27 protein-coding genes are annotated in these 24551 nt (G+C 36.0%); 22 read left to right on the top strand and 5 right to left on the bottom strand.

The window, feature by feature from the left end; translation table 11 throughout:
• The 6 genes from ACFQZ1_RS16300 to ACFQZ1_RS16275 all read left to right on the top strand — a co-directional run.
• Positions 1-299: hypothetical protein (locus ACFQZ1_RS16300; RefSeq protein WP_377883268.1), on the top strand; the 299-nt coding region annotated here is incomplete at its 5' end.
• 105 nt (positions 300-404) lie between these two features.
• Complete coding sequence (locus tag ACFQZ1_RS16295; RefSeq protein WP_377883282.1) at positions 405-965, top strand: DUF1541 domain-containing protein; 561 nt, start codon at positions 405-407, stop codon at positions 963-965.
• Positions 966-1392: 427 nt separating this feature from the next.
• Positions 1393-1683 (top strand): hypothetical protein, encoded by a 291-nt coding sequence (locus tag ACFQZ1_RS16290; protein WP_377883267.1) that lies wholly within the window; start codon positions 1393-1395, stop codon positions 1681-1683.
• Between the two features lie 116 nt (positions 1684-1799).
• Positions 1800-2354 (top strand): GNAT family N-acetyltransferase, encoded by a 555-nt coding sequence (locus tag ACFQZ1_RS16285; RefSeq protein ID WP_377883266.1) that lies wholly within the window; start codon positions 1800-1802, stop codon positions 2352-2354.
• Between the two features lie 57 nt (positions 2355-2411).
• Positions 2412-2840, top strand: coding sequence for a YkvA family protein (locus ACFQZ1_RS16280; protein WP_377883265.1), 429 nt, complete (start codon positions 2412-2414; stop codon positions 2838-2840).
• 182 nt (positions 2841-3022) lie between these two features.
• Positions 3023-3199, top strand: a complete 177-nt coding sequence (locus ACFQZ1_RS16275; protein WP_377883264.1) for a hypothetical protein — start codon at positions 3023-3025, stop codon at positions 3197-3199.
• 72 nt (positions 3200-3271) lie between these two features.
• Here the strand turns inward: ACFQZ1_RS16275 and ACFQZ1_RS16270 are convergent, their stop codons facing one another.
• Together ACFQZ1_RS16270 and ACFQZ1_RS16265 are read right to left on the bottom strand one after the other, a co-directional pair.
• Positions 3272-3610, bottom strand: a complete 339-nt coding sequence (locus tag ACFQZ1_RS16270; protein ID WP_377883263.1) for a YmzC family protein — start codon at positions 3608-3610, stop codon at positions 3272-3274.
• 250 nt (positions 3611-3860) lie between these two features.
• A complete protein-coding gene (locus tag ACFQZ1_RS16265; protein ID WP_377883261.1) occupies positions 3861-5651 on the bottom strand; it encodes a sigma 54-interacting transcriptional regulator in 1791 nt (596 codons plus the stop codon).
• Positions 5652-5929: 278 nt separating this feature from the next.
• Here ACFQZ1_RS16265 and ACFQZ1_RS16260 point away from each other — a divergent pair, with 278 nt between their 5' ends.
• The 9 genes from ACFQZ1_RS16260 to tlp all read left to right on the top strand — a co-directional run bounded on the left by ACFQZ1_RS16260 (position 5930) and on the right by tlp (position 14003).
• Positions 5930-7099: an amidohydrolase family protein gene (locus ACFQZ1_RS16260; protein WP_377883260.1), complete on the top strand. Its 1170-nt coding sequence runs from the start codon at positions 5930-5932 to the stop codon at positions 7097-7099.
• A gap of 18 nt (positions 7100-7117) precedes the next feature.
• Positions 7118-8482, top strand: a complete 1365-nt coding sequence (locus ACFQZ1_RS16255; protein ID WP_377883258.1) for an APC family permease — start codon at positions 7118-7120, stop codon at positions 8480-8482.
• The gene (locus ACFQZ1_RS16250; RefSeq protein WP_377883256.1) at positions 8469-9674 is read left to right on the top strand and encodes a M20 metallopeptidase family protein; all 1206 of its coding nucleotides are present in this window, start codon (positions 8469-8471) and stop codon (positions 9672-9674) included. The genes ACFQZ1_RS16255 and ACFQZ1_RS16250 overlap by 14 nt, the downstream gene beginning before the upstream one ends.
• Positions 9668-11014, top strand: coding sequence for a glutamine synthetase family protein (locus tag ACFQZ1_RS16245; protein WP_377883254.1), 1347 nt, complete (start codon positions 9668-9670; stop codon positions 11012-11014). The genes ACFQZ1_RS16250 and ACFQZ1_RS16245 overlap by 7 nt, the downstream gene beginning before the upstream one ends.
• 520 nt (positions 11015-11534) lie before the next feature.
• Complete coding sequence (locus ACFQZ1_RS16240; protein ID WP_377883252.1) at positions 11535-12110, top strand: peroxiredoxin family protein; 576 nt, start codon at positions 11535-11537, stop codon at positions 12108-12110.
• A 112-nt stretch (positions 12111-12222) separates the two neighbouring features.
• A complete protein-coding gene (locus ACFQZ1_RS16235; protein ID WP_377883250.1) occupies positions 12223-13113 on the top strand; it encodes a 3'-5' exonuclease in 891 nt (296 codons plus the stop codon).
• Between the two features lie 238 nt (positions 13114-13351).
• Positions 13352-13495, top strand: coding sequence for an FbpB family small basic protein (locus ACFQZ1_RS16230; protein ID WP_377883249.1), 144 nt, complete (start codon positions 13352-13354; stop codon positions 13493-13495).
• Between the two features lie 42 nt (positions 13496-13537).
• Complete coding sequence (locus tag ACFQZ1_RS16225; RefSeq protein ID WP_377883247.1) at positions 13538-13672, top strand: acid-soluble spore protein N; 135 nt, start codon at positions 13538-13540, stop codon at positions 13670-13672.
• A gap of 103 nt (positions 13673-13775) precedes the next feature.
• Positions 13776-14003, top strand: coding sequence for a small acid-soluble spore protein Tlp (gene tlp / locus ACFQZ1_RS16220; protein ID WP_377883245.1), 228 nt, complete (start codon positions 13776-13778; stop codon positions 14001-14003).
• A gap of 16 nt (positions 14004-14019) precedes the next feature.
• Here tlp and ACFQZ1_RS16215 read toward each other — a convergent pair whose 3' ends face one another.
• Positions 14020-15309: a glycoside hydrolase family 18 protein gene (locus ACFQZ1_RS16215; RefSeq protein ID WP_377883243.1), complete on the bottom strand. Its 1290-nt coding sequence runs from the start codon at positions 15307-15309 to the stop codon at positions 14020-14022.
• 109 nt (positions 15310-15418) lie between these two features.
• Between ACFQZ1_RS16215 and ACFQZ1_RS16210 the strand changes: the two genes are divergently transcribed.
• Positions 15419-15838 (top strand): acyl-CoA thioesterase, encoded by a 420-nt coding sequence (locus tag ACFQZ1_RS16210; protein ID WP_377883241.1) that lies wholly within the window; start codon positions 15419-15421, stop codon positions 15836-15838.
• Positions 15839-15863: 25 nt separating this feature from the next.
• On the opposite strand, the gene ACFQZ1_RS16205 is transcribed toward ACFQZ1_RS16210, so the two are convergent.
• Both ACFQZ1_RS16205 and plsY read right to left on the bottom strand, forming a co-directional pair.
• On the bottom strand, positions 15864-16154 hold the full coding sequence (locus tag ACFQZ1_RS16205) for a HesB/YadR/YfhF family protein (RefSeq protein ID WP_377883239.1): 291 nt from the start codon (positions 16152-16154) through the stop codon (positions 15864-15866).
• Positions 16155-16262: 108 nt separating this feature from the next.
• Positions 16263-16865: a glycerol-3-phosphate 1-O-acyltransferase PlsY gene (gene plsY, locus ACFQZ1_RS16200; RefSeq protein WP_377883237.1), complete on the bottom strand. Its 603-nt coding sequence runs from the start codon at positions 16863-16865 to the stop codon at positions 16263-16265.
• Positions 16866-17331: 466 nt separating this feature from the next.
• Between plsY and ACFQZ1_RS16195 the strand changes: the two genes are divergently transcribed.
• The 6 genes from ACFQZ1_RS16195 (at position 17332) to parE (ending at position 24551) form a co-directional block, all read left to right on the top strand.
• Positions 17332-19200 carry an anaerobic ribonucleoside triphosphate reductase gene (locus ACFQZ1_RS16195; RefSeq protein ID WP_377883235.1) on the top strand — a complete coding sequence of 623 codons (1869 nt, stop codon included), beginning with the start codon at positions 17332-17334 and terminating at the stop codon, positions 19198-19200.
• Positions 19197-19649, top strand: a complete 453-nt coding sequence (nrdG, locus tag ACFQZ1_RS16190; protein ID WP_377883233.1) for an anaerobic ribonucleoside-triphosphate reductase activating protein — start codon at positions 19197-19199, stop codon at positions 19647-19649. The genes ACFQZ1_RS16195 and nrdG overlap by 4 nt, the downstream gene beginning before the upstream one ends.
• A 15-nt stretch (positions 19650-19664) precedes the next feature.
• Complete coding sequence (locus ACFQZ1_RS16185; protein ID WP_377883231.1) at positions 19665-20342, top strand: response regulator transcription factor; 678 nt, start codon at positions 19665-19667, stop codon at positions 20340-20342.
• A 176-nt stretch (positions 20343-20518) separates the two neighbouring features.
• Positions 20519-21724: a S1C family serine protease gene (locus tag ACFQZ1_RS16180; protein ID WP_377883229.1), complete on the top strand. Its 1206-nt coding sequence runs from the start codon at positions 20519-20521 to the stop codon at positions 21722-21724.
• A 72-nt stretch (positions 21725-21796) separates the two neighbouring features.
• The gene (locus ACFQZ1_RS16175) at positions 21797-22210 is read left to right on the top strand and encodes a CoA-binding protein (RefSeq protein ID WP_377883227.1); all 414 of its coding nucleotides are present in this window, start codon (positions 21797-21799) and stop codon (positions 22208-22210) included.
• Positions 22211-22586: 376 nt separating this feature from the next.
• On the top strand, positions 22587-24551 hold the full coding sequence (gene parE / locus ACFQZ1_RS16170) for a DNA topoisomerase IV subunit B (protein ID WP_377883226.1): 1965 nt from the start codon (positions 22587-22589) through the stop codon (positions 24549-24551).

Genomic DNA, 24551 nt, shown 5'->3' with positions numbered 1-24551 from the left:
AGGCATTGAGTAATACGAATAGGTGTAAAATAGAGAAAAACAAAAAGAAAAACATAAAAAAGGGGGGAGCGCAAAGCGCTCCCCCCTTTTGTCAACAGCCCCAATTAGAGCGCCTTTTATTTTTGAATAGGAGTGCCACCAGCAAATCGGAAAACCCCCACGCTAAGCAAAAAAATACAATAAGCCGCCCATATGGACAGCTCATTTACATAATTATCGTTATGGGAAGTGACAAAAACAACAAGAGTTTTTGTCACTTCCCATTTGTACAATCAGCTTTCCCTTATTCATTCAAATAGCATGAAGGAGTGTAGTTGAACGAAAACTAAGCGGACTCCATAAATTCTGCACATTTTTGTTTTACTATACTTATGACAAAGTGCAGAGGAGGAGAATTTTTGATAATGAAGCGTATTACGTTATTACTTATTAGTTTTGTTACTGCTTTTTCCTTGGCAGCATGTTCCACAGCTACTAAGAAGAACGACCAATCCAGCATGGATAATATGAAACATGGGACTATGAGTGACATGAATCATTCAAGCTCTGGCGAAATTCCAAAAGGCCTAAAAGAAGAAAAAAATCCAACCTATAAAGTAGATAGTCAAGTTATTGTAAAGGCAGACCACATGGAAGGTATGAACGGTGCGAAAGCAACGGTTGTGGGGGCTTACGATACGACAGCTTATACGGTCTCCTATACTCCAACCACTGGTGGAGTGAAGGTAACCAATCATAAATGGGTTATTCAAGAGGAAATTAAAAACGCAGGTAATGAAACCTTGAAACCTGGTACTGAAGTCACTTTAGAGGCAGATCACATGAAAGGTATGATGGGGGCAAAGGGAACAATTGATTCAGCAGAAAAGACTACCGTTTATATGATTGATTATACTTCAACTACTGGTGGAGAAAAGGTAACCAATCATAAATGGGTAACAGAAAATGAACTTTCAACAAAATAAATAATTTATATTTTGAAGCCGATTTCTAACTTGAAATCGGTTTTTGATTTCCTTAAAGAGTTATCAATGCAGAGACGTCGATTTACCAAAATGAATTGACTCCAAATTACTTTACGACATTTGTATATCATATTCATTTATAGCTAACATAACGTAACATTATCAGTAGTCAACAATGGATAGAATTTTCGTTATGGGGGGATTTTGATTTATTAACATGCACTGATCTTAGTCAAAGATGCTTTGAACCTCTTATTAAAACTTATAAAAAAAAGTAGCGGAACAGACTACCTTGAGTAGTTATCAGATTAAACAACAGTTTTATGAACAATTAACAGAAGGTCAACGAGCGTTATTTATGTTCTATGCATATTATAATCACGTAAGTAAATCACTTACCGAATTATACTGGTGGAGCGCATATTTTATGGCTCAACCCCAAAGTTGGACAGCACTCAAAGCTGGGATAAGGTATTTTAAGGATGAATCAATGCTTTTACTTTTAGAGAAAATTGAAAGAGAACTAAAGTATTATAATCATCCTGAGACATTAGAAGATTTTTCAATCAGACGTGAGGAATTAGATAAAAACAAAAGACTTCAGACATCTATCAAATCCCTACATATTATATTTGAAAATACTTCTCCATTTACCATTAAAAGAATAAATAGCCATATTGAAAAAAATTTACAAGATTTTGTTGAGATTGAGAACTAGTTTTTCAATGTATCGTACAGTATCTATAAAAAGATGCTGTTTTTTCTTTTTAATTATCTAAAAAATAAAAAGGGCTTTGATATAATAAATGAAAAACAAAATAAAGGAGAATTTCAATGACATTCCCAACTCTAGAAACTGACCGTTTAAGTTTAATTGAGATAAATCAAACGTATAGCCAAAATATATATGATATTTTTTCACTTGAAGAGGTAACACGTTATTATGGTATGAATTGTTTTCAAGAGAGGGAGCAGGCTGTTCGAATGATTGAATCTTTTTCGAAAAATTTTCAAGAAAGACGTGCAATTCGTTGGGGAATTGTTGTGAAGGAAACGGGGGATTTTGTCGGTACAGTAGGTTATAATAATCTACAACTTTGGAGTAAACGAGCTGAAATTGGTTACGATATTCATCCTTCTTTTTGGAGGAAAGGGTATGCATCTGAAGCTGTTAAAGCGGTTTTAGAATATGGTTTTCAAGAATTAGATTTATTTCGTATCGGAGCTATTACCTATCCTGAAAATGAGGCATCATCTCATTTATTATTGAAAATAGGTTTTCAGAAAGAAGGATTATTGAGAGGTTATATTTATCAAAATCATCATTCAAATGATGCTTTAGTTTATTCAATTTTGAAAACAGATGGGGAGAAAGAGAGGAATCTCTAATATTAATCTTTCTCTGAGAATAGAAAACTACAAAAAATGAAAAGAAGAGGAGATATTTTGAGTCAAAATAAACGAGTACAAACAGAAAAAGGGCTATCGGCTATACAGAAAATGAAAAAATGGGCTAAAAATTTAAAGACACAACTTCTTGTACTGTATTTGGCATATCGAGATGAAAGAGTCCCTTGGTATGCTAAGTTATTTACAATGCTTGTTGTTGCTTATGCTTTCAGTCCTATTGACTTAATCCCTGATTTTATTCCAATCTTAGGGTATCTTGACGATCTCATTCTTGTTCCTTTAGGCGTTTACTTGGCGTTAAAGCTTATCCCTGAAGAAGTATTAGAGGATTGTAAAAGGAAAATAGAAGGACAATCCTCTATGAATAAGCCTAAAAATTGGATAACAGGATTTCTTATTATTATCATTTGGCTAATTGTTTTCATATGGATTGGAAACATTGTTTTATCATATATGAATCATTAATGAGTTATAAGTAGGCTATGTTCACTTTTATAGATACTCGTTTCCGTGATGGAAAACAGCATTAGAAAAGCTTTGTGGTGAATTTGCGTAAAACGAAGCTGTTTTTTAATAGATTATAGAATTTGCTTTAAAAGGGATAAAGGCAATTATATAATTCATAAACGGGAGAGGGAGAAAACGGTATGTCGACAAACAGAAAAATGGGTGTAAGTTGTTTATTGCTGAGCAGCTGTGCGGCACTAAGTAGTTTCTTATTAAAAGGTATCCTTCCTTATTCAGGGATTATTGGCTGGATGCTATCTGTTGTTTTTATTTTAGCTGGTGCTCATTTCATTGGGAAGGATGTAAGTGAGTCATAGCTTGTATTGTTTATCGTAGATTTATTCCTATAAAAAAAGAGATCATTACTCGATCTCTTTTTTTGTATACTTTTATTCACTTTGATTTAATTGATATACATATCTGAAGGAATTTTCAAAGTTGAATTCTTTTACTTGGGTTAATTTGTTTGTTTTTGGATTGTAAGTAAAGATTTTAACCGTATTGTAGCCGCCGCTGTTAGGGTCAGTGTTTCTAACAACGAATGTATTTTCTCCAATTTGGGTCATATTGCTTTTGTCATATACTTCGTTATTTATAGGCGAAACGTCCTGGTGATCTGAAGAAGTCTTAATCACTTTTACTCCACCTGAAAATAATGTAGCGATGATCAGTATAACGAGACATATCCTTATTATTTGTAATTCTTTAGCAATCGCTTGTTTCTCCATAGGGTTCATTCCTCCTACTTTTTGAATGTATTAAAATATATACGTTTAAGTACAAATAAATGAACAGTAGTGATAACAAACAAAAAGATTGCTAGTGTCTCGTTTACACTTGTTACTTTGCTAGGGCACTTAGTGATAATAAAACAGAGTAGGACCTATTTGAATGTGTATATAATTGAAGCTAATGTAGAAATGATGAGTAAGAATCTTAGTTTAGATGAATCTTTATTTTTTATAGAAAGCAAACGGTCTACATTGATTGAAAAGAGCCTTTTAGATAGGTAATTTTGTATTTTTTGATTTTGTAATTTAGATTTTGTCTTGGAATTCCTAATTGTTCACTTGCTTTTGTAATATTTCCTTGGGAATCATATATTGCTTGTTCAATCATAATCCGTTCAAGATTCTCGATTTGTTCTGGTAGACTTTTGGAAAAAATAGTATGCTCTTGAATAGATGATTGATTGGCTTGCTGGATCATTTTGTTTTTAAAAGTAGGAGAAAGATGTTCAAATGAAATGGCACTTTCATCGTAAATCAGGTTCAAAGCTCCTTCCAACGAATGCTCCAATTGTCTGACATTACCTGGCCATTGGTAGTTCATGAAAAATTGATAAACATCTTCATCAATCCCTGTAACATTAACACCTAAGGCAGTCGAATGTTTGTTGATAAAATACTCGATTAAAGTAGGGATATCTTCTTTTCTATTTCGTAATGGGGGGATTACAATATTTACTACCGCTAACCGATAATAAAGATCTTCCCGTAGTTTGCCATTGGCTATAGCTTCAAGAGGATCCTCATTAATCGTAGTAATCACTCGTACATCAATATCTAAAACTTTAGATGAACCTAAGCGTTGAAGCTTTCTTTCCTGTAAAACACGAAGTAACTTTGCTTGAAGGTTCGTTCCCATAGAATTAATCTCATCAAGCAATAAAGTTCCTCCATGCGCTTCTTCGAATAATCCTGCTCTATCTGTCGCTCCGGTAAAACTCCCTACACTTGTTCCAAATAACAGTCCTTCAAGCAATGACTCAGGTAATGCTGCACAATTTTGAGCTATAAAGGGCTCGTTTTTTCGCGGGCTTTCATTATGGATGCTTTGAGCGAATAATTCTTTTCCCGTACCAGTCTCACCGAAGATTAAGACGTTTGAATTAGACCGTGCAGCTCTTCGGGCTTGTTCAACCGTCTGCCTCAATTGTTTGCTTGAAAATATAATGTTATCAAATTGGAATCTTGTATTGTTTTTTCGAGCTAACATAGAATTGGAAGGAGCAGAACTTCCTTTTGTTTGATTTTGTAATTGAAAAATGGTTTCAGTTAGCTGTTTTTGTTTTGTAATATCTGTTGCAATCTCTAAAGCTCCCACCTTTTTATTTCCTAGAAATAAAGGAACAGTTTTTGAAAGGGTTGTGACCGATTTGCCATTGGTAGTAAAATGATTTTCTCGTTGGCTGAGTGTCTTCCCTGTGTTCAAGGCTGTAAGAAGAGTGCTGGAATTTTCTTCTATTGGCCATGTATCCACAATTCTTTTATTTCGTACTGATGCAGGTTCAACGGTATCAATTTCCCCCATTTTTCGATTGTAAAATATAATTTTTCCTTGTTGATCGATTGCGGTGATGCCTTCTTCAAGTTGATCTAATATTACTTCGTATAAATGCTTAGTTTCATTCATCTGTTGAAGTTGATATTGCAATTGTTGGATCTGGGTATTGTCTTTGAGATTAAGAAGGTAGTAGAAAGTTTCAGAATCGATTTGGATAACTGAAATATTTACAATTAACTGTCGGGTACCAAGAGAAAGTGCGATACCTGTTTTATCTTTTTTGAATTGAAAACTTTTTTTCAATTCCTCTGAAGGGAAAATTTCATAGATAGAAGTTCCGATTATGTTACTTGGACTTGATGAAAATAAACGTGCAGCAGATCTGTTTAAAGAATGGATTTCTCCTTGTTCACCAGTGAGAATCATACTATCAAAACTGGAATTCCAAACCTTATGTAAGGGAAGAAAGGAAAAATCAGTCATTGCGTTCACCACCCTTATAAATATTCAATAAAATAAAAAAATATAAAAAGTCGGAATATTTTTAATTATATCAAAGGTGATAATCTGATTAAAACGATTTGTATAAATTTTTTGCTGGAGGTCATAGAAAAATATTTTTCTATGAATTTTTTTCATTTGGAGGATATTTTTCATATTTATATTTTATAAAATTCGAAGAAACCTTGATATAATTGGTATTTTTTATTTGGCATGAATGTTGCATAGAGAATAATTGAAAAGATTAGAGGAGGTTATTTATGAATAAAGTATCTTTACAACATATTCATGCTATTGATGTACATGCTCACCCTTTTGTTGCTAATCAAGAACCTTATACAGTAGAGGAGTTTGTTAAGAAACTATCTTTATCTGTTATACCACCCCGAGCTACAAACAACTATATACAAAATAAGAATCAACCTTTTCCAGGAATTAATATGTGGGTTCAAATTTTGATTCAACGACTTGCAAAATATTTTTCATGTGAGCCTAACTTGATAGATGTAGTAAATAACAGAAATAAATATGCTGGTGATTTTAGGGGATATACAAGGAATTTGTTTCAGGACGCTAAGATTACTGGAGTTGTAACTGACTTTGGATATCCAATGCCGATGTTAAGTAAAGATGAGTTTGCAGATCTGTGTGGATCAAAAATATGGGAAATTCATAGAATTGAACCTGTTATGGTTCATTTATGCAAAGAATGTGACCGTTTTGAGGAATTTAGTGAAAGGTATCGTATTGATTTAAGACAAGCTTTGCAGAAGCCTGATGTTATCGGTTTAAAATCGATTATTGCTTATAGAAGCGGATTGGAAATCTCAGAAATGAGTGAACAAATGGCTCGGGATCAATACCGAGAATTTCAAACGAACGACCGGGCAGAAGTAAAAGCTTTTCGTGACTATTGCCTCCATATAGCGATGGAAGAATGTACAGCTGCAGATAAGGTTATGCATATTCATACTGGTATTGGAGATGGAGAAGTTGTTTTACCGAAAGCGAGTCCGAGTTTTCTAATAAACATGCTTAGGGATAAAAAATACATCGATACTAAGGTTCACCTTGTTCATGGGGGATATCCCTGGGTTGAGGAAGCTGCTTTTATTGTAAGCATTCTCCCGAATGTTTATATGGATATTTCGCTGCAAAATCCCTTCGCAGGTCATGGAGTTCAACGAATTCTTTCTCAAGTGTTTGAATTTGCTCCTTTCGATAAAGTTATGTATGGGTCGGATGCTTTTACTGTACCTGAAATGAATTGGCTAGGAGTGCATTTATTTAAGGAATGTTTTGAGAAAGTTTTAAATACTTGGATTGACTCTGATTATATGAATGTGGAAACAGCTCAATGGATTGGCGAAATGGTTTTGTTTAGAAATTTTGAAAGGGTTTACAAAAAGAACCTGCAATTTAATGTTTGATAGAAGGAGGAGCTAGAGATGTCAATCGAACAATTCGGTTATAAACAGGAATTGAAAAGGACATTAACATTTTGGGATCTTGTATTTTATGGACTGATTTTTTTGGTTCCTATTGCACCATTTGGTGTTTTTGGCTATATCTCAGACACTTCGAAAGGGATGGTCGCCCTAACGTATATCATTGGTATGATTGGAATGATTTTTACGGCCCTGAGCTACGCTAAAATGTCCCAAGCTTTTCCGATGGCAGGTTCCGTTTACACTTATGCACAAAGAGGGATTAATGAGTATGTTGGTTTTCTTGCTGGTTGGGGAATCTTGCTAGATTACATTCTTGTACCTGCTTTAACTTATGTTGTCAGCGCAGTTTCATTAGCGGGAATGGTACCGGAAGTGCCGGTTTGGTTTTGGTTGGTTCTCTTTATTTCCTTTAATACTTTCATTAATATTCGCGGGGTAGAATTTACCGCAAAAGCAAATAAAATTATTTTGGTTTTACAATTTATGGTTTTAGCTATTTTTCTAATATTCGGGCTGGTTGCTTTATATAAAGGAGTAGGCGGTACTAGTCTGACAATCAAGCCTATATATGATTCCAGCAAGTTTAATCTACACATGGTTATGGGAGCAGTTTCAATAGCGGTGCTATCCTTTTTAGGTTTTGATGCCATTTCCACCCTTTCTGAAGAGGTAAAAGGAGGCAACAAAATTGTAGGTAGAGCTACAATTTTTACTTTGTTGATTGCAGGCGTATTGTTTATATCTCAAACATGGGTTGCAAGTGATCTTAGCCGCGGATTAAAAATTGAAAATTTAGATACAGCTTTCTATCAAGCTGCTGAATTGGCTGGGGGTAGTTGGTTGAAAAATTTGACACTCATTGCGACAGTGTTTTCTTGGGGAATTGCCAGCGCGCTTGCATCTCAGGCAGCCATCTCCCGACTTCTTTATTCCATGGGGCGTGATCGTAAACTACCTTCTGTATTCGCAAAAGTTCATCCGAGATTTCAAACACCATATATTAGTACTTTTCTAGTGGCTATTGTTTCTTTTTCTGTAGGAATGGCGTTTGAAAATAACATTGGGATGTTAACGAATATTGTTAATTTTGGAGCGTTGATTGGTTTTCTTGTATTGCATATTTCAGTAATTAATCATTATATCATTCGCCAAAAATCAAAAAAATTTATTCAACACCTTGTATTTCCTCTTTTTGGGCTAATTATCATTGGTTATGTAGTGTATGGAATGGATCGGCTTGCGATTGAAATTGGATCTGGTTGGCTTCTTATAGGGGCCGTATATATGCTTGTGCTTCAAAAAGTTAAAGCAGGGAAGATAGAAATTAAAAAAGGGGGTTCTGAACACATTGAAAACCATTGAAAAACAAGACATAGAATTGAGTGAGGAAATGACGGAACAGTTGACTCGTATTCGAAGACATATCCACCAATATCCGGAACTTTCTTTTCAGGAATATGCTACATGCGCGTATATCATTTCGTGCTTACAAGAATGGAAGATTCCGTACCAAAAAGTTGGAGAAACAGGGATTGTTGTTGATATTATCGGAGAAATGGGTGAGGGGTTGCACATTGGAGTGCGGGCAGATATCGATGCGTTGCCGATTGAAGAAAAAACGGGTCTTTCCTTTTCTTCTCAAAATCATGGAGTCATGCATGCTTGCGGGCATGATGGTCACACTGCTATTTTATTAGGAACAGTCTATCAGTTATTTCAATTAAAGCATAGATTTAGTGGACGAGTCCGTTGTATTTTTCAACCGGGTGAGGAAGCGGATGGCGCAGCAGAAGAAATGATACAAAAAGGAGTACTAGAAAATCCTGTGATTGATGAAATGATTGCTCTTCATTTATGGCCCCATTTACCATTTGGAACGGTTGGTATCAAGCACGGCGCCATTACAGCTTCTTGTGATAATTTCGTGATTGAGATAGTGGGAAAAGGAGGGCATAGCGCACGTCCGCATCAAGGTATTGATGCTATTGCCATTAGCGCTAATGTTCTTCAGGCTCTTTCTCTTCTTGTTACGAAAAGTCATAATCCTATCGAGCCTGTAGTGATCCATGTCGGGAAAATTCAAGGCGGGACGGCAAGTAATATAGTTGCGGATCAGGTAGTCCTAGAAGGAACAACAAGAACCATAACTATGGAAACGAGACAGAAAATAAAATCACAAATTATTCAACTGGTTGAAGGGATAGTGAATTCGTATGGAGCTAAAGCCAATGTTACATATACATATAGCCATCCGCCGGTGATAAATGACGAAGCATTAACTTATAGCATTGAAGAAGGAATAAAGGAATTATTAGGTGCGAATGCAGTTTATGTATTGAAAGATCCCTCAATGGGCGCAGATGACTTTGGTGCATTTGCTATAAAGGTTCCGAGTACCTATTTCCGATTAGGTATTAGACAAACAGATCAGTCTTGTTATGATTTACATCATCCTGAGTTTCAATTTGATGATCAGATTATTGCAGTTGGCGTTAAGATCTTTACTTATAGTGTACTAAGAAGATTACTAAAAGGGGGGCAATCAACATGTTAACAAAAGAAAATGTTTTAAAAATCGTCGAACAAGAAAATATTGAATTTATTCGAGTGGAATTTTTAGACTATGCTGGCATGACGAGAGGAAGAACAATCCGTGCTTCTCAACTTAACAGCGCAATGGAAAAAGGAATTAACTTTAGTACAGCAATTATGAGTTTCGATTGTTTTGATGAATATATTCCCAATCCTACGTATGGAGCAAACGATGGAGATTTCTTTGCGGTACCCGATCCAAGTACCTTCGCTATCCTTCCTTATCGGAAAAATACAGCGAGAATGCTTTGTGATTTAGTCGATGAAAACGGAGAACCATGGGAGGGATGTCCAAGAAGCGCATTGAAACGCCTGCTTTCGGAAGCAGAAATACTCTTAGGCGGAAAAATGCATATGGCATTTGAACAGGAAGCCTATTTACTGAAAGAAATAGATGGAAAACTAGAGCCAGCAGATAAAAGCCATTGTTTTTCTACAGATGGCATAGACATTCAAGAAGATTTTGTTCAAGATTTTGTTTATTCCTTGGAAAAGATGGGCGTTCAAACAGAACAAATTTCCAGCGAGTATGGCCCTGGGCAATTAGAGATAAATTTGAAATACGCTCCTGCTTTGAAAGCGGCAGATGATCAAGTAACATTTATGCATTTATTTAAACAAATTGCTAGGGACAAGGGAATGATAGGTACTTTAATGCCTAAACCATTCCAGCACTTACCTGGAAATGGATTGCATGTTCATATTAGTATATTTGATAAAATTGGTGAGAACATCTTCCAGGATACGACAGATTCAAGAGGTTTGGATATGTCTGAAAAAGCGTATCAGTTTATAGGGGGACTTTTGAAACACGGAGCCTCTCTAATTGCAATCGGTGCTCCTAGTATTAATTCCTATAAACGGATGCAGTCAGGATCTTGGGCACCAGCCCACATATGTTATGGAGCTAGAAACCGTTCAGTATTAGTAAGAATTCCTGATAAGGCAAGAGCAAGAAGATTTGAATTTCGGGGTGCTGATGGAACGTGCAATCCATATTTGCTTGCAGCTTGTTTAGTAGCTTCGGGTCTCCATGGGATTCAAAACAGAATGGATCCAGGTGAACCGATGGATGTGGATATCAGTAAGTTAGATGATATTGAATTAAAAGAAAGAGGAATTTCTTGGGGGCCGAGAAACTTAAATCAAGCAGTAGATTATTTAGCGGAAGACACAATCTTGGCTGAAACGATCGGAAGGTCAATCTGGGAGGAATTTATTAAAATTAAAAAATCAGAATGGGATAAATATATTAGGCAAGTAAGTGACTGGGAATTAAGACTTTTCTCTTCCAGGTTTTAAATAAAAGGATACGGTTAGGAAAGAAATATGCAAAGGCTCGATTCGTTACAAAAAAGCTCTTATTTCATGGACTCTCGTAATGTCAAAAATGCGAGGCATATCTAAAAATACTAAATAAAAAAGATAAGGTTTCTACCTTATCTTTTTATTTGCGTGCCTAACTATGCTTGACATTACTTACTGATGAAGGTCCATTCTAGGTAAGAGCCAAGTCGCCTAGCAGCTAACAGTCAACTGATGAAGCGGCTATAAGGTTCGAGCCCCTCCTTTTCCATTTCTCTCGAGAGAAGAAACCTATAAGCATATATGAAATGGTAGGCTGTGAACGTTTCGTCATGCAAGAATGTTACCCGTCACATGAAAGATACAAGGCTTGTGGCCTTAGCCGTGGAGTCTCAAAAAATATGCTTTTCTATCCATAGAGAATATTTCCATCTTTGTCCGTATAAGCTAAAATAAAGTAAAAACTTCCATTAGTGAGGATTTTGGGGATAAAGACAAAATATAAGGAATGGTGCATATGTGGCGGAAAATATCGATTATTGTTGTGTTGTTATGTTTAGCTGGTTATGCAATATATGAGCAGTTTGGAAAAGAGAAAGCACAAGTAACAGACAATCAAAAGCAAAGTACAGAGGATGTAAAAGAAGCAATTGCGCAAAATGGGATTGAAATTGGGAAAGTAGCGCCTGATTTTGAATTGTCCAAGCTTGATGGTACAAAGGTGAAGCTTTCTGATTTAAAAGGTAAGAAGGTTATTTTGAATTTTTGGGCAACGTGGTGTGGTCCATGTCAGCAAGAAATGCCAGATATACAAGCGTTTTATGATAAGTATCAGAAAGATGTAGAAATATTAGCTGTGAATTATACAATGTCAGAAGGAGCTGAAGGAAAAGAGAAAGTACGGAAATTTGCAGAAGAGAAAGGGCTTACTTTTCCGATTCTTCTTGATACAGATATAAAAGTAACGACTACTTATAAAGTTATTACAATTCCAACGTCATATTTTATTGATACAAAAGGAGTTATCCAAGATAAATTTATCGGACCAATGACGGTGAAGGAAATGGAAAAAAGAGTGGCAAAATTAAAATAAAAGATGAAAATAGGAATGGTCTATGTGCCATTCCTATTTTCTATTTGCAGGTTAATCGAGTTTCTTTCATTATGTTAAGTTATAATGTAAATAAAAAGCTAAGGAGAAGATTATGGGGAACTTCACAGGCAATTATATTGTAATCGATTTTGAAACGACAGGATTCAATCCTTATCAAGATAGTATTATTCAAATGGCTGCGATTCGGTATCGAAATCATAAATATACGGATCAATTTGTTTCGTATGTGAATCCAGAAAAGATGATTCCGGGCCGCATTACGATGTTGACAGGTATTCGGAATTTTGATGTTGTAAATGCGCCAACAATTGAAATGGTATTACCGGAATTTGTTGCATTTATTGGAGAAGATACAATCATTGCTCATAATGCTTCTTTTGATATGAGGTTTTTAAAGAGTAATATGGAACGACTAGGACTCGGCATACCGAAAAATGTAGTAATTGATACACTTAGTTTAGCAAAACGATATATAAAACATGTACCGAATCATAAATTAGAAACGCTGAAACGATTTTTACATATTCAAGTACGTTCTCATAACGCATTAGATGATTGTTTCACTTGTGCAGCCGTATATCAAAAATGTGTAGAGGTGAAGAATGGAAAAGAAAAGAAGGTGGCTTCTCAAAGTTTAACAAAGGAAGAAGAAAGAGCATGTGAAATTATAAAAGGAATATTAGAGCGGCAGAACGGAGATACAACAGCTATTCGTTCTGTTTGTGTCGGAAGTTATCTGGATATCAAAGCTCTTCATTCATTTATAAGAATTAAACTAAAAGGTAGAAAAAAATACGTATTAACGAATAAAGAGCAAGAGGAAATAGTAGCTATGTATCCGAATGTTATATGTGAACCTGCTACGAAAAGTGAATGGGGTGTTACAAGAATTATGATTGATCAGCCTGAGGATGTGCTTGCTTTTGAAGTCATGATTTTTGAGGCGTATGAGGAAGCAATGCAAACTTTGCAGCGTTCATAAAATGCATGTAATAGGGTATATGTCAGTAGTTAGTCTATTGTTATTTTCTTTGTTTTTTTCAATCCAATTGTTAGGAAATAGTGGGATAACTCAAATATAAAACGGTTGTTTAGAATGCTTCTATTTATATTATATATGAATAAGTTAATTATGCTAAAAATAAAATTTTCTCATAAATCTGATTAGGGAGTTTTTTAACTGTTCATACTAGTAGTACGAAAGAGAAAGGGTGAACAGTATGAGAAGAAATCGCCGGAGAACGTTTGAAGAACTTGTGATGGAAAATAAGCGGCAACTACTTAATGATCGTGATGCAATTGAACGGATTGAAGAAAAATTAGAAAAGCGATATGAAACACGTATTTTCAAACAGGCTGAATAATTCTTATAGCTAGTATGATACTAGTTGTAAGGAGGCGATATAATGGGTAATCCAAAGAAACATCCGCAAGATTTTGCTCCAAACCAGATTGGAATGCAATCGAGAGCAGCTGGCGGTAATAAAGGAAAAAAAATGCAAGACAAATCAGGGAAACAACCGATTGTTGATAACGGTTAAAGAGAGGGAGAATGGAAGCATTCTCCCTTTTTTTGCATACATAATTAAAGACATTTTTTACAAACTAATGTTGTATGTATTTTCAATAAAGGAGGAAGACATGATGCCAGAACAAAACAAAGCAAATCCAGATGATCGTAGCGATAACGTTGAGAAATTGCAAGAGGCAGTATATAACACAATTGAAAATATGAACGAAGCAAGGGAAGCTGCTGAGTTTTCTAATGCGAAAGACCGCGCAGCAATCGAAGCGAAAAATGAGCGCCGCATGGAAAGTATTGAAGGAATGCGAAGAGAAATTAAAGAGGAAGCTGCATATCGTAATAAGTAAGAAAAGGCTGACATTGTCAGCCTTTTTTTGTGATAGAAAAATTTTCTGTAAGAAGACGCCAATTTTGCGGGAATGGTAATCCGATTTTCCAATAACTGATACCGCGAATTCCTTGTTCTTTTATTAAATTAAACTTACTTTGAACAGATCTGGCATCTTCAAACCATACTTCATGTTTTACTCCGTTTTCATCGTAATAATTAAAATGTGGAGCCTGTGAAGTGAAATCGTATTGAATTGGCACATTATATTTTCGGGCAAGTGCAACAGCAGCAACAGAACTAACTGCTTTTGCAGGTGGATTTCCTGGTTTAAATGGGAGAGTCCAATTAAATCCGTATAAGTTTTGTCCCATCATAATTTTACGCGGCGGCATTTGTGATTTTGCATATTGAATGACTTGTTTGACAGGACCAATTGGAGAAACTGCAAGTGGCGGTCCACCTTGCCATCCCCAGTCGTATGTCATAATAACAACGAAATCAACTATTTCTCCTTGTGCCTTATAGTCATGAGCTGCAGCTGTACCTGTTTGTGTTGAACTTGTCTTTGGGACGAGAGTTGTACTTAGTGTATATCCTTTTGGGAGACGTGTTTTTACTTTGCGTAAAAATTGATTATATGCTTCTCGGTCTCCTGGGGCAAGGTTCTCAAAATCGAAGTGGATATCACGCATGCCGTATTTTTGTGCGGTTTGTAAGATGTTTGTAATTAACGTATTTTGAATTGTTTCATTGCGTAAAATAACGCTTGTTAACTCAGGGCTAAAACTTCCATTTTCAAGATTTGTAATAACGAGCATCGGAATTGTTTGCCCTTGCTTTGCAATTGCGACGATTTCAGATACTTGTGTAGGTTCTTTTAGTGTTCCGTCACGCTTTGCTTCAAAGCTAAAGTAGGCTAAGTAAGTTAAATATGGATTGATAGCTTTGGTGGAAGTAATTAAGCTTTCTTTAATCGGAATTGTGGATGGCTGTAAATAGGCGATGGATTCAATTATTTTTTTTGTCCCTTTTGGTACATATAGCTGCTGTCCGACTTGGAGTGCGGATTTTAACGATAAATGATTCACTTTTGCTAAACTGGCGAGAGGTACATTATAGGTTAAAGCAATTTTATATAAGCTATCGCCAGGCTGTACATAATAAGTATTTCCTTCCGTATTCACGATTAATGCTTGCCCGATTACGAGTGTTTGAGCTGGATTTAATCCATTATCTCTTACAATTGTTTCTGGAGTTGTTCCGTACTGCTGTGCTAATTTATATACGTTATCACCGCTTCGTACAGTTATGATTTGTAGCATATGCTCACTCCTTTAAGGAAAAAGATCCGCCGCTTCTATTTTATTTTCAGTTTCTCTGTATTATGATTAAAGGTGTAGAAAGAAATGCAAGCGAGAAGGAGATAAAAATATGTTTGTAGCAGAACACGAAATTGACATTCGTTATGCAGAGACGGATCAAATGGGTGTCGTGTACCATGCGAATTATTTAGTATGGCTAGAACTTGGGCGTACGAAATTAATTCAAGATTTAGGATTTTCATATGTTGAAATGGAGAATGATGGGATTGTATCTCCTGTACTTGATTTGCAAATTACATATCGAAAAGCAATGCGTTACGGAGAAAAAGCAATTGTGAAAACATGGGTGGAGTCTGTGAGTCCACTACGTGTTGTTTACGGCTATGAAATTTATAATGGAAACGGCGAACGTTGTATTACAGCATCTACAACAAATATTTGTGCAAAAAAAGAAGGCTTTCGTCCGGTATCCTTTAAAAAATTGTACCCAGAGTGGTATGAGACATACGAGAAGATTAAAAAACAATGAAAAAACGTGGCTTAGGCCACGTTTTTTATTTTTCGTAATTAAATTGCGGGAAATCATCATCACTACTGAATGTAACTGATAAATTATGTCCGTCAAAGAACCATTCATCATCGCCTTCAATAAAGAAAGTAATGCCATCTTCTTGAATTTGTACAGCAGGAGTAGCAGGAGTATCTTTACGAATTCCTAATGAAAGTCCTTTTTGAACAGTACTACATCCACCATATTGTACGAAAAAGCGAATAGCATCGCCTGTTTGTAAACCAAGCTCGTTTTTATACCAGCTTACTGCTTCTTTTGATACTGAAATGTTCATCTAGTATTCCTCCAACAAAATCACTTTTTCTTTTAGTATAAAAAATAACGCAAAAAGACGCCATTTATATGCTTTGCGTTTTCTTTTTGCGTTATGTGGGTTACAACCCTACTTTTGTTTCTGTTGTTTCTTTGTTAAATTTGCTTTTGGCTCTGTTTTATTTATAATTCGTCCAATATTTGCACGATGTCGATAAATAACCATACCAGCTAATAAACACATCGCAACAATGAAGATTTTATCCCCGTTTATAATTGCTGCAATAACAGCGACGATAGCTGTTAACATAGAAGAGAGTGAAACGTATCTCGTCGTAAATAGTAGGGTGAAAAAGATCACAGCTAATACTACAAAGGTAATTGGTGCGTAACATAATAGTACGCCAGCAGAAGTAGCAACCGCTTTTCCTCCGCGGAACTTTGCGAAGATTGGGTATACATGACCAAGTACTGCAGCTAATCCGAACCATAGAGGATGGATATGTAAACCGAAAATTAGCGGTAGAGCTGTAGCTAATGTTCCCTTTAAAATATCAGCAATTGTAACAATGAAACCCGCTTTTTTCCCTAATGTACGAAATGTATTCGTTCCTCCTAAATTTCCGCTGCCATGCTCGCGAATATCGATTCCATAACCAATCTTTCCAACGACAAGTCCAGATGGAATCGAGCCAAGTAAATAGGCAACAATCAATAAAAGATATGTAAGCATAAGTTCAGTCTCCTTTATTCAAATGTGTTGATAAAGGGTAAAAAGAGTTTTTCCCGTATATTGTACCATACATTTGTAAAGAGCACATTTCTTTTTTATAAAGTGAAATTTCTATTAATGGTGGGTTTCTCATTTCTCACTGATAGAAAGCATTCACTAATGGAACTTTTACTTACTCATAAGTAGAGGGATAAAGTGAAACTTCCATCAGTGGGGGCTTCATCCCTCACTGATGGAAAGTCCGCCCAATCGGGCATTAACGGACCGTTATCCCTCAGCTATTTTCTTCGCTTTTTTTTAAATATTGAGGTGGGGGTCATACTGCCTGCTAGTGTGGGATAAATAAAAGGTTCGATGAATGTTTAAAAAAATTTCACAGAATGTTACATTTTTCACATATCTGCCCTTACTATATGTTGTATCATTTTGATGGTAAATGAACAAGATGTTGTTGGGGGTTTGAGGAATGAAGCAAGTAATAGAAAAAAACAGTAAATATGAAGAGAATCTAAAGGATATTTTTACGAAAATCGTTTATGCAAATGAACAAGATTTAATGCAAGAAAACGCGAATGTTGATGGCCGGTCTCCGATGGGGATGATGGGGAAATTTGCATCTGAGAGTGCAAGGTATTATGCGATTGAGCATTTACTTTCTGAAGAAGTGAAAAAAGCAATTGATCAAAATATTTTATATCCGCATGATTTAGATTTTTATGCAACAGGTACGACAACGTGTTCGCAAATTCCATTAGCTCAAATGCTTGAAAACGGATTTCATACAGGTCACGGATATATGCGACAACCGCAAGATATTAAAAGTGCGTTGGCGCTTTCGTCGATTATTTTTCAAGCGAATCAAAATATGCAGCATGGAGGTCAATCATTTGCATTGTTTGATGTAGATTTAGCACCATATGTGAGAAAAACGTTTGAAAGAAATAAAAAACGTTTAGCAACATATCCATTAACAGCTGAGCAAGTAGAAGAGTTTGCATGGAAAGAAACAGAAAATGATACTTATCAAGCATGTGAGGCTTTTATTCATAATTCGAATAGCATGCATAGCAGGGGCGGTGGACAAGTTCCTTTTATTTCGATCAATTATGGAACAGATACATCAAAAGAAGGAAGATTATTAATTAAACAATTGTTACGAGCAACGCAAGCTGGATTAGGAAAAGGAGAAACACCCATTTTTCCGATTCAAATCTTCAAATTAAAAAAAGGTGTAAATTTTGAAGAAAAAGAACCAAATTATGATTTATTTGAACTAGCATTAGAAACGACAGCGAAACGATTGTTTCCAAACTTCTCATTTTTAGATGCGCCATTTAATGCGGCGCATTATGATGGTCGTCCCGAAAGTGAAGTATGTTATATGGGGTGTCGCACTCGTGTTATGTCTAATATTCATGGGGAAGAAACAGCGATCGGAAGAGGGAATTTGTCGTTTACATCTATTAATTTAGTGAAATTAGCATGTATTAGTGAAACAAAAGAGGCATTTTTTGAAGCTCTAAATAATTATGTTGACCTAGGTGTTCGTCAATTATTAGAAAGATTTTCTTATCAGTCGACGAAAAAAGCAAGAGATTTTCAATTCTTATATTCACAAGGAGTATGGCGCGATGGCGAAAAACTTGAACCTGAAGATTGTGTTGCTGAAATTTTAAAACAAGGTACATTAAGTATTGGTTTTATCGGCCTTGCAGAATGTTTAGTCGCTTTAACAGGAAAACATCATGGGGAAGATGAAGAGTCATGGAAGCTTGGATATGAAATTATTGAATATATGAGAAAGAAAATGGATGAAGCAACAGAGAAATATCAATTGAATTTCTCGTTAATTGCTACTCCGGCAGAAGGACTATCAGGAAAATTTATTAAAAAAGATCGAGCTGAATTTGGAACGGTTACAGGTGTAACGGATCATAATTATTATACAAATTCATTCCATATTCCAGTTTATTATCCTATTCAAGTAATTGATAAAATTCGTTTAGAAGGACCGTTTCATGCACTTTGTAATGGTGGCCATATTACGTATATTGAATTGGATGGAGCGGCTGTTCATAATCAAAAAGCATTACTGCAAATTGTGAAGGCAATGGCACAAAATGGTGTAGGGTATGGCTCCATTAATCATCCAGTGGATCGTTGTAAATGTTGTGGTTATAATGGTGTGATTGGGAATGAATGTCCAAGCTGTAGAAATGAAGATGAACATTATTTTGAAAGAATTCGCCGCATTACTGGATACCTTGTAGGAGATATGTCAAAGTGGAACAGTGCGAAGCGAAGTGAAGAAGCGGAGCGGGTGAAACATATATGAGAGTAATGAATATCATTCATGATAGTGTAGTAGATGGAGAAGGGTTGCGGACAGTCGTTTTTTTTGCGGGCTGTCCGCATCGTTGTTTTGGCTGCCATAATTCACAGTCTTGGAATATTTGTAATGGAACTGAGGTTACAAAAGAGGAAATGATAAAAGAGATTGAAAAAAATCTTCTTACTGATGTAACATTTTCAGGTGGAGATCCATTTTTTCAAGCTACTGAAGTGAAAGAAATAGCAAAAGCAGTAAAAAAAATGAGAAAAAATTTATGGATTTACACAGGTTATACATTAGAGGAGATACAGAATTCACAAAATAATGATATGATAGAATTGTTGCAGTATGCAGATGTATTAGTAGATGGAAGATTTGAGCTAGCGAAACGAGATCTTACATTACCGTTTCGCGGAAGTTCAAATCAACGTATTATTCGATTGAAGGAGTAAAAGGACGGGATAGAATTGAATAAAACAGTTTTACTTGTTGAAGATGAAAAAAGATTGCGAGAAATTGTTAGCGATTATTTTCGTAATGAGGGCTTTGAAGTTATTGAAGCTGAAGATGGAAAGAAAGCGTTAGAACGTTTCGATGAGCATGCGGTGGATTTAATAATATTAGACATTATGCTACCAGAAATTGATGGCTGGTCTGTATGTAGACGTGTAAGAAAAGAATCAGCGGTACCAATCATTATGTTAACAGCTCGTTCTGATGAGGATGATACTTTACTCGGTTTTGAATTAGGAGCAGACGAATATGTAACGAAACCGTTTAGTCCGAAAATTTTAGTTGCACGTGCTAAAACATTATTAAAACGTGCGGATGGTGCGTTAGGTCAAGCTGAAGAGAATACACTTTCTCTTGCAGGTATCGATGTGAATCGTTTGTCGCGTACTGTAATGGTAGACGATGAAGAGATTACATTAACACATAAAGAATTTGAGCTTCTTGTTTATTTAATGGAGAATAAAGGGATTGTATTATCTCGTCAACATTTATTAGATCAACTTTGGGGATATGATTACTTCGGAGATGATCGTACAGTAGACACACATATTAAGAAACTTCGTAATAAATTAGGAGATAAAGCAACGCATATTGGTACAGTTATTCGTGTCGGATATAAGTTTGAAGAGTAATATTGGTGCCCATCTATACATTTTTATACTTAATTGTATGTACAATTTTTTATACTTGATTATTTATGAAATATGATTGTATTTTTTTGTTTGGATTTCACGATGAGTTCACAGAAAGGACACAAACCGTGATTATACTAAAAATACGATTTTAGGAGAGAGGGGATAAATAAGTTATGGGATATTATAATCAAACAGAAACAAACGAAACTCGTACGGAAACAGTAAAATCAGGCAGTAAAAAAGGATACTTTTTCACAGGAATTGTCGGTGCTGTCATTGGTGCCGTTACAATTAGTGTTGCAGCTCCGTATATACCTTGGGCAAATAACAGTGTAGTTTCCCAATCAAAAGTAGAAGGAACAGCGGTTCCAGTTGTGAATAAAACAAAGGGTGAAACAGACCTTCCTGGTATGATTGAAGGAGCAAAAGAAGTAGTTGTAGGTGTAATGAATTTCCAAAAAAATATGGATCCATTTTCCCAATCAGCAGGACAAGAAGCTGAAGCTGGTTCAGGATCAGGTGTTATTTATAAAAAAGTTGGAGATAAAGCACTTATTGTGACAAATAACCACGTTGTAGATGGTGCAAATAAATTAGAAGTGAAGTTAAGTAATGGAACGAATGTGCCAGCAAAATTAGTAGGAAAAGATCCTTGGTTAGATTTAGCGGTTGTTGAGATCGATGGAAAAAATATTAATAAAGTTGCAACTCTTGGCGATTCAGATAAAATTCGTGCAGGAGAATCTGCGATTGCAATTGGTAACCCACTTGGCTTTGATGGAAGTGTAACAGAGGGGATTATTAGTAGTAAAGATCGTGAAATTCCAGTTGATATTAATGGGGACAACCGTCCAGATTGGCAAGCACAGGTTATTCAAACAGATGCTGCGATTAACCCAGGGAATAGCGGTGGTGCCCTATTCAATCAAAACGGTGAAGTAATCGGTATTAACTCTAGTAAAATTGCACAGCAAGCAGTAGAAGGAATTGGCTTTGCCATTCCAATTAATGTAGCAAAACCGGTAATTGATTCTCTTGAAAAATATGGTGAGGTAAAACGACCTGTTATGGGTGTTACAGTAATGGGACTTGATGAAATCCCAAGTTATGCATTAAGTCAGTTTAAATTACCAAAAGATGTAACAAGTGGCGTTCTGTTAAAACAAATTACTCCAGGATCACCAGCAGAAAAAGCAGGATTACAGCAATATGATGTTGTCGTTGCCTTTGATGGCCAAAAAATAGACAATGCAGTTCAATTCCGTAAATACTTATATGAGAAGAAAAAAGTCGGCGACAAACTAGAAGTGACAGCGTATCGAAATGGTGAGAAAATAACGAAAACATTAACATTAGCTGATAGTGGTACTACGAATTAATAAAGAAAGTCTCTTTCATGTTGAAAGAGACTTTCTTTATCGGCTATACTAAACTAACAGGAGGGATTACATATGACAATTGAAAATCCAAATCGTACGGAAATTGGAGAGATTTTAAAGAATAGTAAGACTATTGCAGTTGTCGGATTATCTGATAATCCAGGACGTACTTCTTATATGGTGTCAAAAGCGATGCAAGATGCAGGATACCGTATTATTCCTGTTAATCCAAATGTAGATATCGTATTAGGAGAACGAGCGGTAAAATCGTTAGCTGAAATAAAAGAGCATGTTGATATCGTCAATGTATTCCGTCGTTCTGAGTTTTTAATGGATGTTGCCAAAGAGTTTGTTGAGATTGAAGCAGATACATTTTGGGCACAATTAGGTATACAGGACGAAGAAACATATCATTTTTTGAAAGAAAAAGGCTATACTGTCATTATGGATCGTTGCATTAAAGTTGAACATGCAATGACAAGATAAGCCTTATTTGTGAAGTTTATTGATCTCCTATTCATATAATAGGGGAAAAGCAGATGGACGAGGTGTTCATCATGAAGTTTTTTAAAGGTTGTTTTTGGGGATTGTTGCTTGTCACTCCATTTTGGATTATTATCATTTTGTTGATTATAAAATGGTGGAGTATGTAGGTGTTTTTGGAATACATATCCATGTTTCGTTGACAAACGATTATTTTTCTGAAATAGTAGCGTAGAGGAATCCTTGTGACAAGCAAGGATTTTTCTTATGAAAATAGTATATAAAAGAAATAACGTAACTTGCCAAAAGTGAGTAAAAGGCGTTATTCTATAATAGAAAACATATGTTCTGATTTTTGGGTAGGAAAGGGGCAAGGAGTTTGGCTAAGCGTCAATTTCAATATGATGAAAATGCAATTCAAGTGCTAGAGGGTCTTGAAGCCGTTCGGAAACGCCCGGGTATGTATATCGGGAGTACGGATAGCCGCGGATTACATCATTTAGTATATGAGATCGTAGATAACTCCGTTGATGAAGCATTAGCGGGATTTGGCGATGAAATTAAAGTGATAATACATAAAGATAACAGTATAAGTGTAGTAGATAAAGGGCGCGGTATGCCGACAGGAATGCATAAGCTCGGAAAACCGACACCAGAAGTTATTTTAACTGTACTTCATGCTGGTGGTAAATTTGGACAAGGCGGTTATAAAACGAGTGGCGGTTTGCACGGTGTTGGTGCATCAGTTGTAAACGCATTGTCTGAATGGCTTGTTGTTACAATTAAACGAGATGGTTACATATATGAGCAACGATTTGAAAATGGTGGTGTTCCAGTTACGACACTTGAGAAAATCGGAAAAGCAAAAGATACTGGAACAACGATTCACTTTAAGCCGGATCGAACGATTTTTAGCACAACGAACTATAACTATGAAACGTTATGCGAGAGATTACGTGAATCAGCATTTTTATTAAAAGGCATGAAAATTGTACTGCAGGATAAACGCAACGATTTAGAAGATGTGTTTCATTATGAAACGGGTATTGAAGCGTTTGTTTCTTATTTAAACGAGGAGAAAGATTCATTACATCCAGTTGTATATTTTTCAGGAGAGCAAAATGGAATTGAAGCAGAATTGGCTTTTCAATTTAACGATGGGTACTCTGAGAACATTCTTTCCTTTGTTAATAATGTACGTACGAAAGATGGCGGTACGCACGAAGCTGGATTTAAAACAGCGATGACACGAGTATTTAACGAGTATGCACGTAAAGTTTCTTTGTTAAAAGAAAAAGATAAAAACTTAGAAGGAACAGATATTCGTGAAGGATTAGCTGCAATTGTTTCTATTCGTGTTCCAGAAGAATTGCTTCAGTTTGAAGGACAAACGAAAGGCAAGCTTGGAACAAGTGAAGGGCGTTCATCTGTTGATGCTGTTGTGTCAGAGCATTTAGCGTATTTTTTAGAGGAAAATCCTGATGTGGCTACGCTTCTTGTGAAAAAAGCAATTAAAGCAGCACAAGCTCGCGAGGCAGCACGAAAAGCGCGTGAAGAAGCGCGCAGCGGCAAAAAGAAAAAACGTTCAGAAGGAACATTGAGCGGAAAGCTGACACCAGCGCAGTCGCGTAATCCACAAAAAAACGAGTTATATTTAGTAGAGGGTGATTCTGCAGGCGGTTCTGCAAAACAAGGCCGGGATCGTCGCTTCCAAGCTGTTCTTCCACTGCGCGGTAAAGTTATTAATACAGAAAAGGCAAAACTCGCCGACATTTTTAAGAATGAAGAGATTAACACGATTATTTATGCAATTGGCGGCGGTGTTGGAGCGGAATTTTCTGTTGAAGATATTAATTATGACAAAATTGTTATTATGACCGATGCCGATACAGATGGTGCACATATTCAAGTACTGCTATTGACATTCTTCTATCGTTATATGAAGCCGCTAATTGAGGCAGGTAAAGTATTTATTGCACTTCCTCCTTTATATAAAGTGAGTAAAGGGAAGGGGAAAAGTGAAGTCATTGAATACGCTTGGTCTGATGAAGAGCTTGATGGTGTCACGAAAAAGGTTGGAAAAGGTTATATTCTACAGCGTTATAAAGGTCTTGGTGAAATGAATGCGGACCAATTATGGGAAACAACGATGAACCCAGAGACGCGCACGTTAATTCGCGTTAAAATTGATGATGCTTCACGAGCAGATCGCCGGGTTGCTACATTGATGGGAGATAAAGTAGAACCGCGCCGTAAATGGATTGAGCGCAATGTTCAATTTGGTATGCAAGAAGAAGGAAATATTTTAGAAAATGAAATGATTATAGCAACGGAGGTGGAATAA

Source organism: Bacillus sp. CGMCC 1.60114, assembly GCF_042676365.1.
Classification (GTDB): domain Bacteria; phylum Bacillota; class Bacilli; order Bacillales; family Bacillaceae_G; genus Bacillus_A; species Bacillus_A rhizoplanae_A.
The sequence above is the reverse complement of the archived record's forward strand: the minus strand, read 5'-3'. Positions and strand labels throughout refer to the sequence as shown.

Coding starts and splice junctions, on each gene's coding strand:
- ACFQZ1_RS16295 (WP_377883282.1), top strand. CDS start 405: ATGAAGCGTATTACGTTATTACTTATTAGTTTTGTTACTGCTTTTTCC.
- ACFQZ1_RS16290 (WP_377883267.1), top strand. CDS start 1,393: ATGGCTCAACCCCAAAGTTGGACAGCACTCAAAGCTGGGATAAGGTAT.
- ACFQZ1_RS16285 (WP_377883266.1), top strand. CDS start 1,800: ATGACATTCCCAACTCTAGAAACTGACCGTTTAAGTTTAATTGAGATA.
- ACFQZ1_RS16275 (WP_377883264.1), top strand. CDS start 3,023: ATGTCGACAAACAGAAAAATGGGTGTAAGTTGTTTATTGCTGAGCAGC.
- ACFQZ1_RS16270 (WP_377883263.1), bottom strand. CDS start 3,610: ATGGAGAAACAAGCGATTGCTAAAGAATTACAAATAATAAGGATATGT.
- ACFQZ1_RS16265 (WP_377883261.1), bottom strand. CDS start 5,651: ATGACTGATTTTTCCTTTCTTCCCTTACATAAGGTTTGGAATTCCAGT.
- ACFQZ1_RS16260 (WP_377883260.1), top strand. CDS start 5,930: ATGAATAAAGTATCTTTACAACATATTCATGCTATTGATGTACATGCT.
- ACFQZ1_RS16255 (WP_377883258.1), top strand. CDS start 7,118: ATGTCAATCGAACAATTCGGTTATAAACAGGAATTGAAAAGGACATTA.
- ACFQZ1_RS16245 (WP_377883254.1), top strand. CDS start 9,668: ATGTTAACAAAAGAAAATGTTTTAAAAATCGTCGAACAAGAAAATATT.
- ACFQZ1_RS16240 (WP_377883252.1), top strand. CDS start 11,535: ATGTGGCGGAAAATATCGATTATTGTTGTGTTGTTATGTTTAGCTGGT.
- ACFQZ1_RS16235 (WP_377883250.1), top strand. CDS start 12,223: ATGGGGAACTTCACAGGCAATTATATTGTAATCGATTTTGAAACGACA.
- ACFQZ1_RS16230 (WP_377883249.1), top strand. CDS start 13,352: ATGAGAAGAAATCGCCGGAGAACGTTTGAAGAACTTGTGATGGAAAAT.
- ACFQZ1_RS16225 (WP_377883247.1), top strand. CDS start 13,538: ATGGGTAATCCAAAGAAACATCCGCAAGATTTTGCTCCAAACCAGATT.
- tlp (WP_377883245.1), top strand. CDS start 13,776: ATGCCAGAACAAAACAAAGCAAATCCAGATGATCGTAGCGATAACGTT.
- ACFQZ1_RS16215 (WP_377883243.1), bottom strand. CDS start 15,309: ATGCTACAAATCATAACTGTACGAAGCGGTGATAACGTATATAAATTA.
- ACFQZ1_RS16210 (WP_377883241.1), top strand. CDS start 15,419: ATGTTTGTAGCAGAACACGAAATTGACATTCGTTATGCAGAGACGGAT.
- ACFQZ1_RS16205 (WP_377883239.1), bottom strand. CDS start 16,154: ATGAACATTTCAGTATCAAAAGAAGCAGTAAGCTGGTATAAAAACGAG.
- plsY (WP_377883237.1), bottom strand. CDS start 16,865: ATGCTTACATATCTTTTATTGATTGTTGCCTATTTACTTGGCTCGATT.
- ACFQZ1_RS16195 (WP_377883235.1), top strand. CDS start 17,332: ATGAAGCAAGTAATAGAAAAAAACAGTAAATATGAAGAGAATCTAAAG.
- nrdG (WP_377883233.1), top strand. CDS start 19,197: ATGAGAGTAATGAATATCATTCATGATAGTGTAGTAGATGGAGAAGGG.
- ACFQZ1_RS16180 (WP_377883229.1), top strand. CDS start 20,519: ATGGGATATTATAATCAAACAGAAACAAACGAAACTCGTACGGAAACA.
- ACFQZ1_RS16175 (WP_377883227.1), top strand. CDS start 21,797: ATGACAATTGAAAATCCAAATCGTACGGAAATTGGAGAGATTTTAAAG.